Source organism: Clostridium sp. LIBA-8553 (assembly GCF_057782465.1).
This window is the reverse complement of sequence record NZ_CM173489.1, coordinates 98,699-114,564: the sequence shown is the minus strand read 5'-3', so window position 1 is coordinate 114,564 and position 15,866 is coordinate 98,699. Positions and strand designations below refer to the sequence as shown.

14 protein-coding genes and 1 other annotated feature are annotated in these 15,866 nt (G+C 29.9%); of the genes, 6 read left to right on the top strand and 8 right to left on the bottom strand.

Going from position 1 to position 15,866, the window contains the following annotated elements; all coding sequences use genetic code 11:
• Positions 1-59: 59 nt before the first annotated feature.
• The 3 genes from AC2JAQ_RS00480 to AC2JAQ_RS00470 all read right to left on the bottom strand — a co-directional run bounded on the left by AC2JAQ_RS00480 (position 60) and on the right by AC2JAQ_RS00470 (position 2,315).
• Positions 60-926 carry an N-acetylneuraminate lyase gene (locus tag AC2JAQ_RS00480; protein WP_488457388.1) on the bottom strand — a complete coding sequence of 289 codons (867 nt, stop codon included), beginning with the start codon at positions 924-926 and terminating at the stop codon, positions 60-62.
• Positions 927-962: 36 nt separating this feature from the next.
• Positions 963-1,628, bottom strand: coding sequence for an N-acetylmannosamine-6-phosphate 2-epimerase (locus AC2JAQ_RS00475; RefSeq protein WP_488457387.1), 666 nt, complete (start codon positions 1,626-1,628; stop codon positions 963-965).
• Positions 1,629-1,931: 303 nt separating this feature from the next.
• The gene (locus AC2JAQ_RS00470) at positions 1,932-2,315 is read right to left on the bottom strand and encodes an SHOCT domain-containing protein (protein WP_488457386.1); all 384 of its coding nucleotides are present in this window, start codon (positions 2,313-2,315) and stop codon (positions 1,932-1,934) included.
• A gap of 352 nt (positions 2,316-2,667) precedes the next feature.
• Between AC2JAQ_RS00470 and AC2JAQ_RS00465 the strand changes: the two genes are divergently transcribed.
• The 3 genes from AC2JAQ_RS00465 to AC2JAQ_RS00455 are packed head-to-tail and all read left to right on the top strand — an operon-like array spanning position 2,668 to position 5,310.
• On the top strand, positions 2,668-3,693 hold the full coding sequence (locus tag AC2JAQ_RS00465) for an ABC transporter ATP-binding protein (RefSeq protein WP_488457385.1): 1,026 nt from the start codon (positions 2,668-2,670) through the stop codon (positions 3,691-3,693).
• 2 nt (positions 3,694-3,695) lie between these two features.
• On the top strand, positions 3,696-4,514 hold the full coding sequence (locus AC2JAQ_RS00460; protein WP_488457384.1) for an ABC transporter permease: 819 nt from the start codon (positions 3,696-3,698) through the stop codon (positions 4,512-4,514).
• A 4-nt stretch (positions 4,515-4,518) separates the two neighbouring features.
• Positions 4,519-5,310, top strand: a complete 792-nt coding sequence (locus AC2JAQ_RS00455) for an ABC transporter permease (protein WP_488457383.1) — start codon at positions 4,519-4,521, stop codon at positions 5,308-5,310.
• Between the two features lie 194 nt (positions 5,311-5,504).
• Here AC2JAQ_RS00455 and AC2JAQ_RS00450 read toward each other — a convergent pair whose 3' ends face one another.
• The 5 genes from AC2JAQ_RS00450 to AC2JAQ_RS00430 all read right to left on the bottom strand — a co-directional run bounded on the left by AC2JAQ_RS00450 (position 5,505) and on the right by AC2JAQ_RS00430 (position 10,410).
• A complete protein-coding gene (locus tag AC2JAQ_RS00450; protein WP_488457382.1) occupies positions 5,505-6,473 on the bottom strand; it encodes an alpha/beta hydrolase in 969 nt (322 codons plus the stop codon).
• A 551-nt stretch (positions 6,474-7,024) separates the two neighbouring features.
• Entirely contained in the window at positions 7,025-7,480 is a 456-nt protein-coding gene (locus AC2JAQ_RS00445) for an S-ribosylhomocysteine lyase (RefSeq protein ID WP_488457381.1), read from the bottom strand.
• Between the two features lie 176 nt (positions 7,481-7,656).
• The gene (gene cysK / locus AC2JAQ_RS00440) at positions 7,657-8,565 is read right to left on the bottom strand and encodes a cysteine synthase A (RefSeq protein ID WP_488457380.1); all 909 of its coding nucleotides are present in this window, start codon (positions 8,563-8,565) and stop codon (positions 7,657-7,659) included.
• A complete protein-coding gene (locus AC2JAQ_RS00435) occupies positions 8,552-9,706 on the bottom strand; it encodes a trans-sulfuration enzyme family protein (RefSeq protein ID WP_488457379.1) in 1,155 nt (384 codons plus the stop codon). The genes cysK and AC2JAQ_RS00435 overlap by 14 nt, the downstream gene beginning before the upstream one ends.
• Before the next feature lie 80 nt (positions 9,707-9,786).
• Positions 9,787-10,410, bottom strand: a complete 624-nt coding sequence (locus AC2JAQ_RS00430; protein ID WP_488457378.1) for a class I SAM-dependent methyltransferase — start codon at positions 10,408-10,410, stop codon at positions 9,787-9,789.
• Between the two features lie 54 nt (positions 10,411-10,464).
• Positions 10,465-10,707 (bottom strand) — a binding site (T-box leader).
• 367 nt (positions 10,708-11,074) lie between these two features.
• Between AC2JAQ_RS00430 and mscL the strand changes: the two genes are divergently transcribed.
• The 3 genes from mscL (at position 11,075) to AC2JAQ_RS00415 (ending at position 15,824) form a co-directional block, all read left to right on the top strand.
• Positions 11,075-11,533: a large conductance mechanosensitive channel protein MscL gene (gene mscL / locus AC2JAQ_RS00425; protein WP_423239719.1), complete on the top strand. Its 459-nt coding sequence runs from the start codon at positions 11,075-11,077 to the stop codon at positions 11,531-11,533.
• Positions 11,534-12,108: 575 nt separating this feature from the next.
• Entirely contained in the window at positions 12,109-13,599 is a 1,491-nt protein-coding gene (locus tag AC2JAQ_RS00420; protein WP_488457377.1) for an amino acid permease, read from the top strand.
• Positions 13,600-13,754: 155 nt separating this feature from the next.
• Positions 13,755-15,824, top strand: coding sequence for a beta-galactosidase (locus AC2JAQ_RS00415; protein WP_488457376.1), 2,070 nt, complete (start codon positions 13,755-13,757; stop codon positions 15,822-15,824).
• The last annotated feature ends 42 nt before the right edge of the window (positions 15,825-15,866 follow it).

The following is a 15,866-nucleotide window of genomic DNA, read 5'->3' as shown; positions in this document are numbered from 1 at the left end:
AAGATTAGCCTACTATTTCATCCCTCTTAAAACTCACTATATTTTAAAATGTCTCATTTTTAAAAATACTTTTTATTAATTTCCTTAGCTTTTGCAATCATTTCTTCAGTAGCTTCTTTCATAGGTTGTCTGCAATATCCTGCATCAACACCTTGCTCTTGAAGAATTAACTTAATTGTTTGGTAAAGACCATTATTTAAGATATCAGTTATTAAATCATTAGTTACATGTTGAACTTCTAAAGCTGTTTTAATATCACCTTTTTGAGCAGCTTCAAAGATTTGTCTTGCTCTAACACCATTTACATTAAATGTTGATCCTATAGCTCCATCAACTCCAAGTACTGTAGCTGGTAACATCATTTCATCAAATCCAGCAAAGATTAATTTGTCTGGAAATGCTTTTCTCATACGTTCTAATAAGTAGAAATCTGCTGCTGTGAATTTAACTCCGATAATCTTATCGTTTTCAAAAAGCTCAGCAAATTGATCTATTGACATATTTACTCCTGTTAAGAATGGAATTGAGTAAATTATAAGTTTATTATCAACAGAATTTATTATTGTTTCATAATAGTGTTTTATTTCATTGAAATCGAATTTATAGTAGAATGGTGTAACTGCTGATATTGCATCATATCCTAAATCTGTAGTAAACTTAGCTAACTCTACGGCCTCTTTTAAATTAACTGATCCTACTTGAGCTATTAATTTAACTTGTCCCTTTGCTTCGTCCATAGCAATTTCAAATATTCTTTTCTTCTCATCAGTTGCAAGCATGAAGTTCTCTCCAGTACTTCCTCCTACATAAAGACCATCTACTTTACATACATCAATATTATGTCTAATTATTTCTCTTAATCCCTTCTCATTGATGTTTCCATCCTTGTCAAATGAAACTAATAATGCTGAATAAATACCTTTCATTGTTCTTCTCCTCCCAAAATCCTTTAAATATTTAATTTATTTTAAAATATCAGTAAATCTCTTAGTTATTTGCTGTGGTCTTGTTATTGCTCCTCCAACCACTGCTGAATATGCACCTAAATCAAATGCCTTCTTTAGCTCTTCTGGAGTGTTTATTCTTCCCTCACAAATAACCGGGATTTTTACCGTTTTTACTAACTCTTCTAAAAGTTCAAAGTCAACACTGTTACTTTGCTTAGAATATGGTGTATATCCTGAAAGTGTTGTAGATATACAATCAAATCCTATCCTTTCTGCCTCAATACCTTCTTCAAAAGTTGATACATCAGCCATAGCTAATTTTCCTTTTTCATGAATAGCATCAACTAAATCCTTTATATTTTCGTTATTAGGTCTTTTTCTTTTTGTAGCATCTAATGCTATCATTTCACAACCTGTTCCTAAAAGCTCGTCCACTTCTTTCATAGTCGGCGTTATATAAATTTCTGAATCATCGTAATTTCTCTTTATTATTCCAATGATAGGAAGTTTTGTAACCTCTTTTATTTCATTGATATCACTAACACCTTGTGCTCTTATTGCTACTGCTCCACCTTCCTTAGCTGCGATTGCCATTCTTCCCATAATAAAAGAACTATGCAAAGGTTCATCTGCTAAAGCTTGGCAAGAAACTATTAAATTCCCTTTTACCCCATCTAACATTCTATCACCTTTTTCTGAAAATTATTTTCTTTATGTTTTTATTGTAATCCTTTTCTGATAACATTTCAATACTTTTTGAAAATATTTTTCTATTTTATGGTTGTTTATTTTTCCAAATGTGTATAAAACCTATATTTTTAGCCATTTTAATTCATATTTTTTTCATTTTATTTTCATAATTTTATTTTTGAAAATTTATTTCATAATAAAAAGAGCTAAATTTTATTAGCTCTTCTCATTAACTCCTAAAATAAGCTTATTTAATTCTATCTAATTCATTAAATTAATCTGTATATACTTTACTTACCATTTTTCATTTAATATTTCTTGCTTTTTCCTTTCATATTCTAGATTACTTAAAATACCGTCATCCCTTAATTCTTTTAACTTTCTAAGCTTTTCATCAAAGTTATATTCTTCCTCCACGTTCCCTTTCCTTAACTTCCCATCTATTTTAAGATCATCCTCTGAAGAAATTTCAATAATCTCTGTTGCTACGCCCTTATTACCAAAGGCATTCATTCCATGGGTTACAGTTATTACAATGGCAATTAAAGTCCAAAGCACTCCAAATAGTCCAGAACTAGGAATAGCTACAAACACTCCTATAAACACAAATATTAAACCAGCTATAAAACCTAGCATAGATTGACTCTTGCTAGGTTTTATCCTAATATTTTTCTTCATAATACCTCCCTAATTACATTTTAAATATATACTCTAAATATTTACTATAAGTGTAATCTTTAAAGCATCTAATTATGCCTTTTTCTTAAAAATCTAAATTCATTTAAAACAATATTTTTTACTTAAAATCAATTTTCCCAAATAATATTTAATTACAATAATATTTTAATTATTTATTTAGTGAATATGTTTTTTATCTTTGAAAAGCTATTAAAATTTTAATTGTAATTTTACTGGAAAAGAACTAAAATATAATAAGCATCATTGGTTAATCGTATTCAGATAGATTTTATTTTTAATTTAACTAATATGCTAAGGGATAATTATTGAGAACTTTTTAGGAGGTGATTTTTTGATAAAAGTTGAAAACTTAACTAAAGAATTTAAAATTCGAAAAAAAGAAAGTGGACTTAAAGGAGCATTTAAATCTCTTTTTACCAACGACTTTGATTTTAAGACTGCCGTCTCTGATATTTCATTTGAAATTGGTAGTGGAGAAATTGTTGGTTATATTGGATCAAATGGAGCTGGTAAATCTACTACTATTAAGATGATGACAGGAATCCTAACCCCTTCTTCTGGAGAAGTCTTAGTTAATGGAAGAATTCCTTACAAAGAAAGAGAAAAAAATGCTAAAGATATTGGAGTTGTTTTTGGACAAAGAACTCAGCTTTGGTGGGACCTGGCTCTGTCAGAGACCTTTACTATCTTAAAGGACATATACTCTATTCCAGATGAATTATTCGAAAAAAACATGAAATTCTTAAATAAAACTCTAGATTTAGATGAATTTATGATGCGCCCTGTTAGAACACTTTCCCTAGGACAAAGAATGAGAGGAGATTTAGCCGCCTCATTAATACATAGTCCTAAAATATTATACTTGGATGAGCCAACCATTGGCTTAGATGTAGTTGTAAAAGAAAAGGTTAGAACAGCCATAAAAGAAATAAACAAAGAGTTTGGGACAACCATTATACTTACAACTCATGATTTAAGTGATATTGAGGAACTTTGCGAAAGAATAATTATTATAGACAAAGGAACCAAAATATATGATGGTAGCCTGGAGGACATTAAAAAGAAATATGGTTATATGACTACGTTAGAAATTCAAAGCAAAAAGGATTTTAAAAACACTTTAAATTTAAAAGATTTATTTATCTCAGATAATAATGAAACTCTATATACTTTGAAAGATGAGGATCTAAATGAATACATTGAAAATGGTATGCTTATTATAAACTTCAATAAAAACAAAATAAGCGCTTCTAAAATCCTTTCAAAGGTTATGGAAAAGGTTGATGTTTCAGACTTCTTATTAAGAGAAAGTAGCATTGAAGATATCATTAAGAAAATCTATAGAAATGAGGTGTAACTATGGATTTCTTTAAAACAATACGAGTTTATAGTTCCTTTGCTAAAGGTAACTTTAAAAAACTCTCAGCTTACAAAGCCAACCTATTCATGGGATTAATAGGTCAATTAATTATGATAAGTGTTACTTATTTTCTTTGGATAGCTATTTATAGTAGTTCACAAGAAGGAGTTATGAAAGGTTTCACTCTAAAAGAAATGCTTACTTATGTTATGATTACGCTTTTAATCGGAATCGTTACCAGTGCTGATATAAGCCGTGATATATCCTTTGAGGTTAGGGATGGTTCTATTGCTATGACCTTAACTAAACCCATAAACTATAGACTAAGAATAATATTCATAGCAATAGGGAATTTTATATTTTCCTTCTTAACCCTGTTTTTACCTGGTGCAATTTTAGTTAGTATTTATGCATTATATAACGGAATAAATATTAACCTAATTTCACTTTTAATATTTTTAATTAGTATTATTTTAGGTTTTTTAATTAATATTTATTACTCTTATATGTTTGGATTATTAGCTTTTAAATTCTATAACATATGGGGAATAACTCAAATCGCTCGTGCTATTATAATGCTTGTTTCAGGAGCTATGATTCCACTTACATTCTTTCCTGAAATAGTACAAAAGCTATTTAACTTCTTACCCTTTAGCTCAATAATATATACCCCTGCTATGATTTATCTTAATAAATTAAGCTCTATTGAAATAGCTAAATCCCTTGGATTACAACTTCTTTGGGTTATTATACTTATGGGCTTATCTAAGGTTATGTGGAATAGAATAATTGATAAATTAACTATTCAAGGGGGTTAAAAGCATGAAAAGATATTATAGAATTTATATACAATTTTTAAAACAATATTTAAAAACCTTAATGGAATATAAAGAAGACTTTATTTATGGAATCTTTGGATTTTTCTTAGTACAAGCTACTTCTTTAATATTTATTTCTCTTATATTCAATAATATCCCTACTTTAGCCGGATGGAGTTTTTACGAAATAATCTTCATATATGGATTTTCTCAAATTCCAAGAGGGATTGACCATATATTTACTGATTATCTTTGGATTTTTTGTTGGAAAAGTATAGTTCATGGTGAATTTGACAGATACCTATTAAGACCTTTAAATCCATTGTTTCAAGTAATAGCAGAAAGGTTTCAACCTGAAGGTTTTGGAGAACTTATAGTTGGAATTATACTTGTTATTTATTCAGGAATAAAACTTGGAGTAAAAGTTACTCCTCTTTGGATTATAGGGTTCATAATCGCTGTTATAGGAGGTACCCTTATATACACAGGTGTAAAACTTGCTACAGCATCAATATCATTTTGGACTAAAACAAGCTTTAGACATGTCCAAATGGCTTATGGATTAAGTGACTTTGCTAAATATCCTATAAATATTTATCCAAGTGCCATAAAGTTCTTATTAACTTTTCTAATACCATTTGCTTTTACAGGGTATTATCCAGGAACCTATCTTCTTGGAAAAGAAGGCTTTTTTATTGGAATTATATTAACCTTAATAGTAGGTGTTGCCACTATTCTTGTAGCCTATATGATATGGCTTAAAGGGGTTTCCTCTTACGAAAGTGCCGGAAACTAAAATTATAAAGTTTAACTTTAAGCTAGGCTATGTTTTAAACTAGTTTTGATTTTTAGATAGAACTGAAGGACTAACTAAAAACTAAGATTTATCTAGAACAGAGCCTTAAGTTAAAATCAACATTTATATAAAATAAATAAAATGAGGCTTAACTCAGAGATTCTAACTTTAACTCTGGTATAAAGCCTCATTTTTTATGATTTACTATTTTCTTTTAAAAAGTCAACTACACTTTTGAATGTTTCTCGAGACTCTGGAAGAGAAAATCTGAATTGATATTCATGCCATAAGCTCCTATTTTCAAAGAATCTTGAAGTAACCTTAACTCCCTTATCTCTTAGTGAAGCTGCTAACTCTTTTCCTTGGTCTACAAAAGGATCAACATCACCAACTGTTAAAAATGTACTAGGATAATTAGGAGTTATATTCTTAATTGTTGATAGCTCGTCTATTCTTTTATAATGTTCAAAATCTTTAACTCCAGTTAAGCATTGCATATATGTTTGAATCCCTGGAAACTTAGTTGCTCTAACAGTGTCCATATCGTATAATCCACAAAACAATATAACCCCTCTTAAGCCACTATTAGATATGCTTGGCTTTAAATTCATTTCTTCAGCTAAATTTTCATTACTTATAATAGCTCCTAATTGACTTGCCATTTGAGCTCCAGCTGAATCTCCTCCAATGAATATATTATCTCTATCTCCATTAAATCTCTCTATATTATCCCAAACGTATTTTAAAGCTTCATTACATTGAGTAATTTGGCTTGGATATTTATATTTCGGCGCTAAGGCATAATCTATATTAACCACAACAAAGCCTTCATTGGCTAAAGTCATCATATAATTCTTAACTGTCTCCTTACTATTAGCTATGTATCCTCCACCATGAATCCACATTATAACTGGCATTTTCTTATTAACATCCTTAGGATAATATATATCCAGTTTGTTATTATTTAAAATTGATGACTCATAAGTAATATCGTTCTTAACCTCTAAGCTCTTAGATATCTCACTAAAATTTTTAGGTTTTGGAAAATCCCCTAATTGGAAAATCATCTTATAAATTTTAGCTGCAAAACTAGGTTTAGTAATTTTCTCTAAAATATTAGATGATAAATTTATAGCATCTATATATAAACTCTTAAAATTCATTTTATTCACCTTCTTAAGTTACGTCACATCAAACAAGTTTATCTCAAGTATTATTATATACGTTATCTTTATGTAGAATATATTCTTGATTAAAAATTCTTTTTCCTATATATCCATTATTTATTCTATTTATTTAATCTAAAAAAATATATGTAAATATAAAAAAATAATCATTCCTTTAATAATATTGTATTACATAGTTCTAACTAATTTCATCTTAACTTTTACCCTTTTGTCATTTTAAACATAAAATAACCTCAAGTTATTTAATAAAACTGTTATTTTTCCTAAACTTAATCACCTCAAATTATATCTAAGCTAAATAATAATAATTCTACAAAATATCATTAAACTTCCTTTGTGATATAATAAATTTATTAATTTATAAGTTTAAAAGTAAACTAAATCAAAATCTAAAAACTAAACAAGTTATTTTCCCTTAATTCAAAGATACATACACTCATAAAAAGCCATGAATAGATATTCCTATTCATGGCTTTTTAATATATTCTTTATTAAAATCTATTTACTTTTATGACACTCGTCTCCCTTTAATCTACATAAAATCTATCGCTTATTCCGTTTTCTAAAACTTTATTAGCATGACTCTTAGCTAATTCTAATGAATGCAATTTTGCACTTCCACATTGTAATTCATTTGCTGCAGGAATTTCTTCTTGCTCTAAAACCTTAGTTAATGAATATTCCAAGGCTTCTATAACATCCTTAACTTCAACATCTCCAAAGCTAGTTAAATAAAAACCTGTTTTACATCCCATTGGTGATATGTCTATTACATCCTCTAATTTTTCTCTCATGAAACCAGCTAAGAAATGTTCTAATGTATGCATTCCAGTATCACTTAAAAGCTCCTTGTTAGGCTGTACAAATCTTAAATCAAACTTTGAAACAATATCTCCTTTAGGCCCAACCTTTATTCCTGCTTTTCTAACATAAGGTGCCTTAACCTTTGTGTGATCTAATTCAAAACTTTCAACTTTAACCATTTAACCCATCTCCTTTTAATATCTTGTATAGTGTCTACGTTATATTTACTTTAAAATATTTATATATAATAAATATTCAATTTACTTATTTTTACGCTATATTTTAAAAGAATATTATTTTTTAAATAAAACTAAAAATAGATCAAAACAACACATAATTAAATCATATTTTATTTTTAGAATAATTCAGTGCTAAAGTATCTATCTCCTCTATCAGGAAATACTGTTACTATATTTCCTTTTTCTATTTTCTCAGCTAACTTCAATGCCGCTGCAAGAGCTGCCCCTGATGATGAACCTACTATCAATCCTTCTTTTTTAGCTAATAACTTTACTGTATCAAAAGCCTCATCATCACTCACTTTTATAACATCATCAACTAAGCTCATTTCCATAGTTTCAGGAATAAAATTATTTCCTATTCCTTCTATTTTATAACTTCCACATTCTCCTCCACCAATAGTAGAGCCTACAGGATCAGCTAATACTCCCTTTACATCTGGGATATTCTCTTTTAAGAACTTTAATACCCCTGAAAATGTTCCTCCACTTCCTGCTCCAGCAACGAAATAATCAATTTCTCCATCTAAATCCTCATATAGTTCTTTTCCAGTAGTCTCATAATGAGCTAATGGATTTGCTTCATTTGTAAATTGATTCAAAGATAGTGAATTAGGAATTTCACTTAATAATGAATTTGCTAACCTTATAGCTCCTTCCATCCCCTCTTCTTTAGGAGTATTTATTATTTCAGCACCTAAAGATTTCATTATTTTTTGTTTCTCTATAGAAAATTTATCAGGAACTATAAATATTATTTTATAGCCCTTATTAATAGCTGCTAAAGCTATACCAATACCAGTATTACCAGCTGTAGCTTCTATAATAGTAGACCCTTCCTTGAGCTTTCCCTCTTTTTCAGCCTTATCTACCATATAGATGCCAATCCTATCTTTGCAACTTCCCCCAGGGCTATTCCCCTCTATTTTTGCATAGACATTTACTCCATCTTTAGTCTTTATATTATTCAATTTTAATATTGGAGTATTCCCTATTAAATCTCTTATATCGTTATAATATTTCATTTTCATCACCAGCCTTAGCTAAAGCTTGTTTTATGTCTTCTAAAATATCATCTTTATCCTCTATACCAACAGAAATTCTTATTAAACTATCTGTTATTCCTATGCGTTCTCTAAGTTCTATAGGCATAGCTGCATGAGTCATTGAAGCAGGGTGGCATGCTAAAGATTCAACTCCCCCTAAGCTTTCTCCAAAAGTTATAAGTTCTAAATTATTGAAAAATTTCTCATAATCATATTTATCACTTAAAGTAAATGAAATTACTCCTCCAAAACCTGAAGCTTGCTTCTTCTGAATATCATGCCCCTCATGGCTTTTAAGTCCTGGATAATACACATTCTCTATTCCATCTAAATCACTTAATCTCTCAGCTATGAACCTAGCATTTAATTCATGTCTATCCATTCTTACTGATAAAGTTTTGATTCCCCTTATTAACAAGAAGCTATCAAAAGGTTGAAGTATTCCACCAGTAGAGTTTTGTATGAAATGTATTCTTTCACCAAGCTCTTCATCATTAACAACAACAAGTCCTGCAACCAAATCACTATGTCCTCCAAGATATTTAGTAGCTGAATGAATTACTATGTCAGCTCCAAGATTTAATGGATTTTGGAAATATGGACTCATAAATGTGTTATCTACTATTGTTAATAAGTCATGTTTCTTAGCCTTATCTGCTACCATTCTTATATCTATAATGTCTAATAGTGGATTTGTTGGTGTCTCTATGTATATAGCCTTAACATCTTTATCTATTTTCTCTTCAAGATTTGTAAAGTCATCAATAATTTCATAGCCTATTCCAAAGTTAGAAAACACCTTATCAATTACTCTAAAAGTTCCGCCATAAAGATTATTAGTGATTAATATTTTATCTCCACTCTTAAATAGGCTTAACACTGCTGTAATTGCTGCAAGACCTGATGCAAAGGCAAATCCTCTTTTTCCATACTCTATATCTGCAACCAGCTTTTCTAAAGCTTCTCTAGTGGGATTTCCTGTTCTTGAATATTCATATCCACTATTTTCTCCAAAGGCTTTTTGTTTGTATGTAGATGTTTGGTATATTGGAATATTAACTGCCCCAGTTTTTTCATCTATACTTATGCCCCCATGTATTAATAAAGAATTCTTCTTCATAATTACCACTCCTTTTATTTTTGCTTTGCTTTAAATAATCTTTTTAAATTGCCAATATCAAATTAACTTTCTTAACAGCTCTATTTTTTCGCTATTGCCATAAAAATGCCAGGTTCTATTACTTCCCCAAGTGATGATTCTCCCCTAGCAACTAACCCAGTATTTGATACATAGATATTTTTAAAATATGCCTCTTCAAACCAATTTATTAGTTGATCATAGTTAAATCCTAACCAAACATCAAACATCTCCTCCCTTGCCCATTGTCCATCATGTTCTAAAACATCAGTTATAATTACCTTTCCACATGGTTTTAATATTCTATATATTTCTTTAATAGCCTTACCTGGATTTTCTACATGGTGTAATGCCATATTCATAAAAATTAAATCAATTGAATCATCAAAGAGCGGAAGATCCTCTACTTCACTATTTATAGGATAAATATTGTTTAAATTATTTTCTTTAGCCGCCTTATAAAGCTCACCTAGCATATTTTTAGATGAATCTACTGAAAAAACTATATTAGCCTTTTTAGCTATTTCAAGACTTATAAATCCTGTACCAGCACCTAAATCTGCGATAACCTTATTATTAATATCAACAGAATTTATAGTCCTTTCTCTTAATTCATCCTTAAAATACTCTACTCTTATCCTATTCCACTCCTTAGCTATAGAATTAAAATAATTTACTGAATTCATTTTTTAGCCCCCTAATTATAAAATTTAAAATAAAAAAACTCGCCTCTATAAAAATATAGAGACGAGGTAATTCGCGGTTCCACTCTAATTCAGATAAAATAAAAATATATCTGCACTCAAAAAAATCAGCACTATCATGCCTAACCACTATAACGGGTGGACCCGGAGAGCCCTACTAATAAATTCGGACTTCTGCTCCAAAGTGCACTTCACATTCCTTCCAAATAGAAAACTCTCACCATCGTTTTCCTCTCTGTAATCTTCCAAAATGCTACTTTACTTTTTCAATGCATTTATATCCTAGTAATTCTATCTGAAAACTAGTAATTTTTATTAAATTCTAATACAATTCATTATAAAAAGCAATACTTTTTTTGAATAAAATGAAAATAAAAGTTATAAATTAGACTTATATATTACAAAATAAACATAGATTTACTCACCAAGTTCTTTCTCCTCCTAACCATTCTTTTTGGCTTAAATACTAACTCTCTACCTTACTTAGCTTTTCTCTTTTACGCAAAAATCTCATAATATAAAATTTTTTATTTAAATTATACTGAAATTTATAAAAAAACTTTTAAAATACTAGTTTAAAATATAGCCTAATAATCAAAAATATAAATTATGGTTTGTAAATATATTTTTGAAGGGAGAAACTCATATGTGGAAAGAATTTAAAGAATTTGCCATGAAGGGAAATGTGATGGACCTAGCTATTGGTGTTGTTATTGGTGGTGCTTTTGGTAAAATTGTAACCTCTTTAGTAAACGACATTATAATGCCTTTAGTTGGAAGACTAGTTGGTAAGGTTGATTTTTCAAACTTATATATAAATTTAAGTGGACAGAACTTCAACTCTTTACAAGAAGCTCAAGCAGCTGGTGCAGCTACCATAAATTACGGACTATTTTTAAATAATTTAGTTAACTTTTTAATTATTTCATTTTCTATCTTTATAGTAGTAAAACAAATAAATAAACTTAAAAATTTCTCTATGAAAAAAGAAGAAATTGAAGATAAAGCTAAAGAAAAAGATTGTCCTTATTGCTTTACAAAAATAGATATAAAAGCTACTAGATGCCCTAACTGTACTTCAACTTTAGAGAAACCAAATAGCTAAAATACATATTGCTATTTATTCAATATTACATAAAACATTAAGTCTTTAAAATAATTTTTAATACTCAAACCTAAAATTCAAATAAAAAAAGGCAGAATCTCTAGAAAAGATTCTGCCTTTTTTATTATTTTAAGTGAAAATAAATATTTTCTTCACTACTAAATTGACCTTAGTTATCAATAATTCATAGTCATAGTAAAGTGCAAAATCTCAAAAAAATATTTTAGTAAATATTTACCAATTAGTTTTACTAAAAAACTAATTATTTTTTAACTAATTTATAATTATCACCTTAAATAATATATTTTATTTTTTTAAAGTTAAAAATTTTAACTTAAACCTTTTATTTATATAACATAAGCATAACCATCTTTGCAAACATAATACTTCTTAAAACTAATATTAAAATAAAAATTATTTAGTAAAATTTTCTGGTAAATTTCTCATTATTTTACTAAAAATTAAAACTTTATACATTAATATACAAGTAAAAAAATGGTATTATATACATACAGAAAACGTTTCCTTGAAGGAAATCAAATTAAAAACTATGGAATATAAGGGGGAAATTTAAAATGAGTGAAAGAAAAAGGTCGCTTAGTTCAGGAGCATTAATGCTTATGACATTTACAGCAGTATTCTCATTTGGAAACATCATTGATAGTAGTGTAAATATCGGACTTGCTACAATACCATCTTACATCTTTGGTACAATATTTTATTTCTTACCATTTGCATTGATGATAGGTGAATTTGCAACAGCTAGTTCCGATTCCGAATCTGGAATTAACAGTTGGATAAAGAAATCTTTAGGTGCAAGATGGGCATTCTTAGGATCTTGGTCTTATTTCTTTGTTAATTTATTTTTCTTTACATCACTATTGCCAAAGATATTAATTTACGCATCTTACACAGTAGTTGGTAGAAATGTCTTTGATGGAAAAACTGTTTTAATATCTATTATATCAATAGTGTTATTCTGGTTAGTAACTTTCTTATCTACAAAAGGAGTGTCTTGGGTTGCTAAAGTAACAAATGTATCTGGTATAGCTAGAATAATTCTTGGATTAGGATTTATATTACTATCTTTTGGAGTAATCTTATTCTTAGGGGAAGCTCCTGCTCAAGAATTTACTGCAGAAACTATTATGCCAAAGTTTGATTGGAAATTCTTCATGGTTTTAGCTTGGATATTACAAGCAGTAGGTGGAGCTGAAAGTATTGGAGTATATATTAAAGACGTAAAAGGTGGAAACAAAACTTTTATAAGAACAATGTTAATCTCAACTGGAATAGTTGGTGGTTTATACGCTCTTGGAGCTGTATCAGTAGGCTTAATTGTACCATCTGAGACATTAAGCGGGAACTTCTCTAATGGATTATTTGATGCTTTCGCAATATTAGGTTCTCACTATGGAATAGGAAATATAGTAACAAACATAGTTGGATTTATAATGATGCTTGCTTCTTTAGGTTCATTAGTTTTATGGACAGCAGCACCAGTAAAAGTATTATTCTCTGAGATTCCTGAGGGAATATTCGGTAAGTGGATTTCTCAAACAGATAAAAAAGGTACTCCTGTAAATGCTTTATACGTTCAAGCAGCAGTTGTAACAGTATTATTATTAATACCAGCTTTAGGAATTGGATCAGTAGATAGCTTGCTTGAAATGTTAATAAACATGACAGCATCAACTTCTCTAATCCCAGTATTATTCTTCTTAGTTGGATATATTGTTTTAAGAGCTAAGAAAGATGATATGGAAAGAAGCTTCAAAGTTGGACCAAGAGGTTTTGGTATAGCAATTGGTATATTATTACTTGCATTATTCTCATTAGTATTTGTAATATCTTCAGTTCCAGCACCACAAGACTTTATAGCTTACTTTAATGGAACATTAGAAGCTGGAGCAACAAATCCTATATTCATACTTGCATATAACGTAATAGGATTAGTAGTTTTCCTAGGATTCGCTGAAATCTGCTGGAGAAAATATGAGAAAAAAGTTGGAAAAGCTATTGCTAATGAATGGGTTGATGAATCTAACTCAGAAAAAATTGCTTAATTTAAATTAACCTAATTAAATAATGTAACTGGTTAAGTTGAGAAGTAAGGACTTCTTTTATATCCTTACCTTCTCTCAACTTATATTAATAAATAAATTTTAAACAGACTTAAATAAAAATAATTTAATTAATATGGTATATGGAGGAGATTATTTTGAAAAACTTTGGACCAATAAGTTCTAAAATAACAAGAATGCTTCATGGAGCAGATTATAACCCAGAGCAATGGATTGATATGCCTAATATATGGGGTGAAGACGTAAGATTAATGAAACTTTCACATACAAATGTTGTTGCTGTAGGAATATTCTCATGGACAATGTTAGAGCCTGAGGAAGGAAAATTCAACTTTGAATGGTTAGACGAAATCATGGATTTAATGCACAAGAATGGTAACCAAGTTATACTTGCTACACCAAGTGGAGCTAAACCAATTTGGATGGCTCACAAATATCCAGAAACTTTAAGAGTTATGCCAAACAGAGTAAGAAATCTATATGGAGAGCGTCATAACCACTGCTACACTTCTCCTATCTATAGAGAAAAAATCGCTATAATAGATAGATTATTAGCAGAGAGATATAAATACCACCCTGCTCTAATAATGTGGCACATTTCAAATGAATTTGAAGGACAATGTTACTGCCCTCTATGTGAAAAAGCATTTAGAGAATTTTTAAGAGAAAAATATGACAATGATATAAATAAATTAAATCATGCTTGGTGGGCTAAATTCTGGAGTCACACATATGCTAGCTTTGATGAAATAGAAGCACCAGCACCTCACGGGGAGCCTGCCCTTCATGGATTAAACCTAGATTGGATGAGATTTGTTACTCACCAAACATTAGATTACTATAAGCATGAGAGAAGTATATTAAAGGAAATCACACCTGATATTCCTGTAACTACTAACTTCCATGACTATATATCACTTTACAGAGGTATAGACTACTGGAAATTTGCACCTTACCTAGATGTTGTATCATGGGATAACTATCCTTACTGGCATAGTGATGACAGAAGTGATGCTCATGAAGGAAGTAGAATTGGTTTCGTTCACGATTTAAATAGAGCTATTTTAAATGGTAAGCCATTTATGATGATGGAGAGTTCTCCAAGTTCAACAAACTGGCAATCAGTTGCAAAGCTTAGACGTCCTGGTATGCACGTTCTATCTTCTCTTCAAGCTGTTGCTCATGGATCAGATACTGTTCAGTACTTCCAATGGAGAAAAAGTAGAGGATCATCTGAGAAATTCCATGGTGCTGTAGTTGACCATTGTGGACATGAAAATACAAGAGTATTTAGAGATGTAACTAAAGTTGGAGAAATCTTATCTAAGCTTAATGATGTAATTGGAACATCTGTAGAGCCTGAAGTAGCAGTTATTTACGACTGGGAAAACTACTGGGCAATTAATGATGCACAAGGTCCAAGAATAGAAAAGAAAGATTATCATGATACTTGTCAAAAGCACTATAAAGCATTCTGGGATATGTCAATTCCAGTTGACGTTATAAACATGGATTGTGATTTCTCAAAATACAAAGTAGTTGTTGCACCAATGCTTTACTTATTAAGACCTGGTGTAGGTGAAAGACTTGAAGAGTTCGTTAATAATGGTGGTACTCTAGTTACAACTTACTGGAGTGGAATTGTTGATGAAAATGACCTATGCTTCCTAGGCGGATTCCCTGGTCCACTTAAAAAGGTTACAGGAATCTGGGCTGAAGAGTTAGATGCTCTTTATGATGAAGATGTAAACTATGTAGCTATTGAAGAAGGTAATAGCCTTGGAATGAAAGGTGAATATGAAGCTAGAATATTCTGTGACCTAATACACTCTGAAGGTGCTGAAGTTCTTGCAACATATAAAACTGACTTCTACAAAGGTATGCCAGCTTTAACTTGTAATAAATTTGGACAAGGAGAAGCTTACTATATAGCATTCAGAAACAATGATGAGTTCCTTGCTGATTTCTACGGAAACTTAGCTAAAAAAATGAGCTTAAAGAAAGCTATAGAGCTTGATTTACCTGCTGGAGTTAACGCTCAAGTTCGTATGGATGAGAATAATGAGTTCGTATTCTTCATGAACTTCTCAAATGAGTCTAAGTCTATAGATACTAAAGACCTTGACTTAACAGATATGTTAACAGGTGAAAAGGTAGAACAAACATTTGAAATGGAACCTTACGGAATTAGAATAGTTAGAAGATAATTTAAATAAAAGCTACTAGGTAAATTTTATCTAGTAGCTTTT

What these genes read in the sequence shown, in the direction of transcription:
- AC2JAQ_RS00435 (WP_488457379.1), bottom strand. Translation starts at nt 9,706, where the DNA reads ATGAAGAAGAATTCTTTATTAATACATGGGGGCATAAGTATAGATGAA.
- AC2JAQ_RS00420 (WP_488457377.1), top strand. Translation starts at nt 12,109, where the DNA reads ATGAGTGAAAGAAAAAGGTCGCTTAGTTCAGGAGCATTAATGCTTATG.
- AC2JAQ_RS00455 (WP_488457383.1), top strand. Translation starts at nt 4,519, where the DNA reads ATGAAAAGATATTATAGAATTTATATACAATTTTTAAAACAATATTTA.
- AC2JAQ_RS00460 (WP_488457384.1), top strand. Translation starts at nt 3,696, where the DNA reads ATGGATTTCTTTAAAACAATACGAGTTTATAGTTCCTTTGCTAAAGGT.
- AC2JAQ_RS00475 (WP_488457387.1), bottom strand. Translation starts at nt 1,628, where the DNA reads ATGTTAGATGGGGTAAAAGGGAATTTAATAGTTTCTTGCCAAGCTTTA.
- cysK (WP_488457380.1), bottom strand. Translation starts at nt 8,565, where the DNA reads ATGAAATATTATAACGATATAAGAGATTTAATAGGGAATACTCCAATA.
- mscL (WP_423239719.1), top strand. Translation starts at nt 11,075, where the DNA reads ATGTGGAAAGAATTTAAAGAATTTGCCATGAAGGGAAATGTGATGGAC.
- AC2JAQ_RS00480 (WP_488457388.1), bottom strand. Translation starts at nt 926, where the DNA reads ATGAAAGGTATTTATTCAGCATTATTAGTTTCATTTGACAAGGATGGA.
- AC2JAQ_RS00470 (WP_488457386.1), bottom strand. Translation starts at nt 2,315, where the DNA reads ATGAAGAAAAATATTAGGATAAAACCTAGCAAGAGTCAATCTATGCTA.
- AC2JAQ_RS00450 (WP_488457382.1), bottom strand. Translation starts at nt 6,473, where the DNA reads ATGAATTTTAAGAGTTTATATATAGATGCTATAAATTTATCATCTAAT.
- AC2JAQ_RS00445 (WP_488457381.1), bottom strand. Translation starts at nt 7,480, where the DNA reads ATGGTTAAAGTTGAAAGTTTTGAATTAGATCACACAAAGGTTAAGGCA.
- AC2JAQ_RS00430 (WP_488457378.1), bottom strand. Translation starts at nt 10,410, where the DNA reads ATGAATTCAGTAAATTATTTTAATTCTATAGCTAAGGAGTGGAATAGG.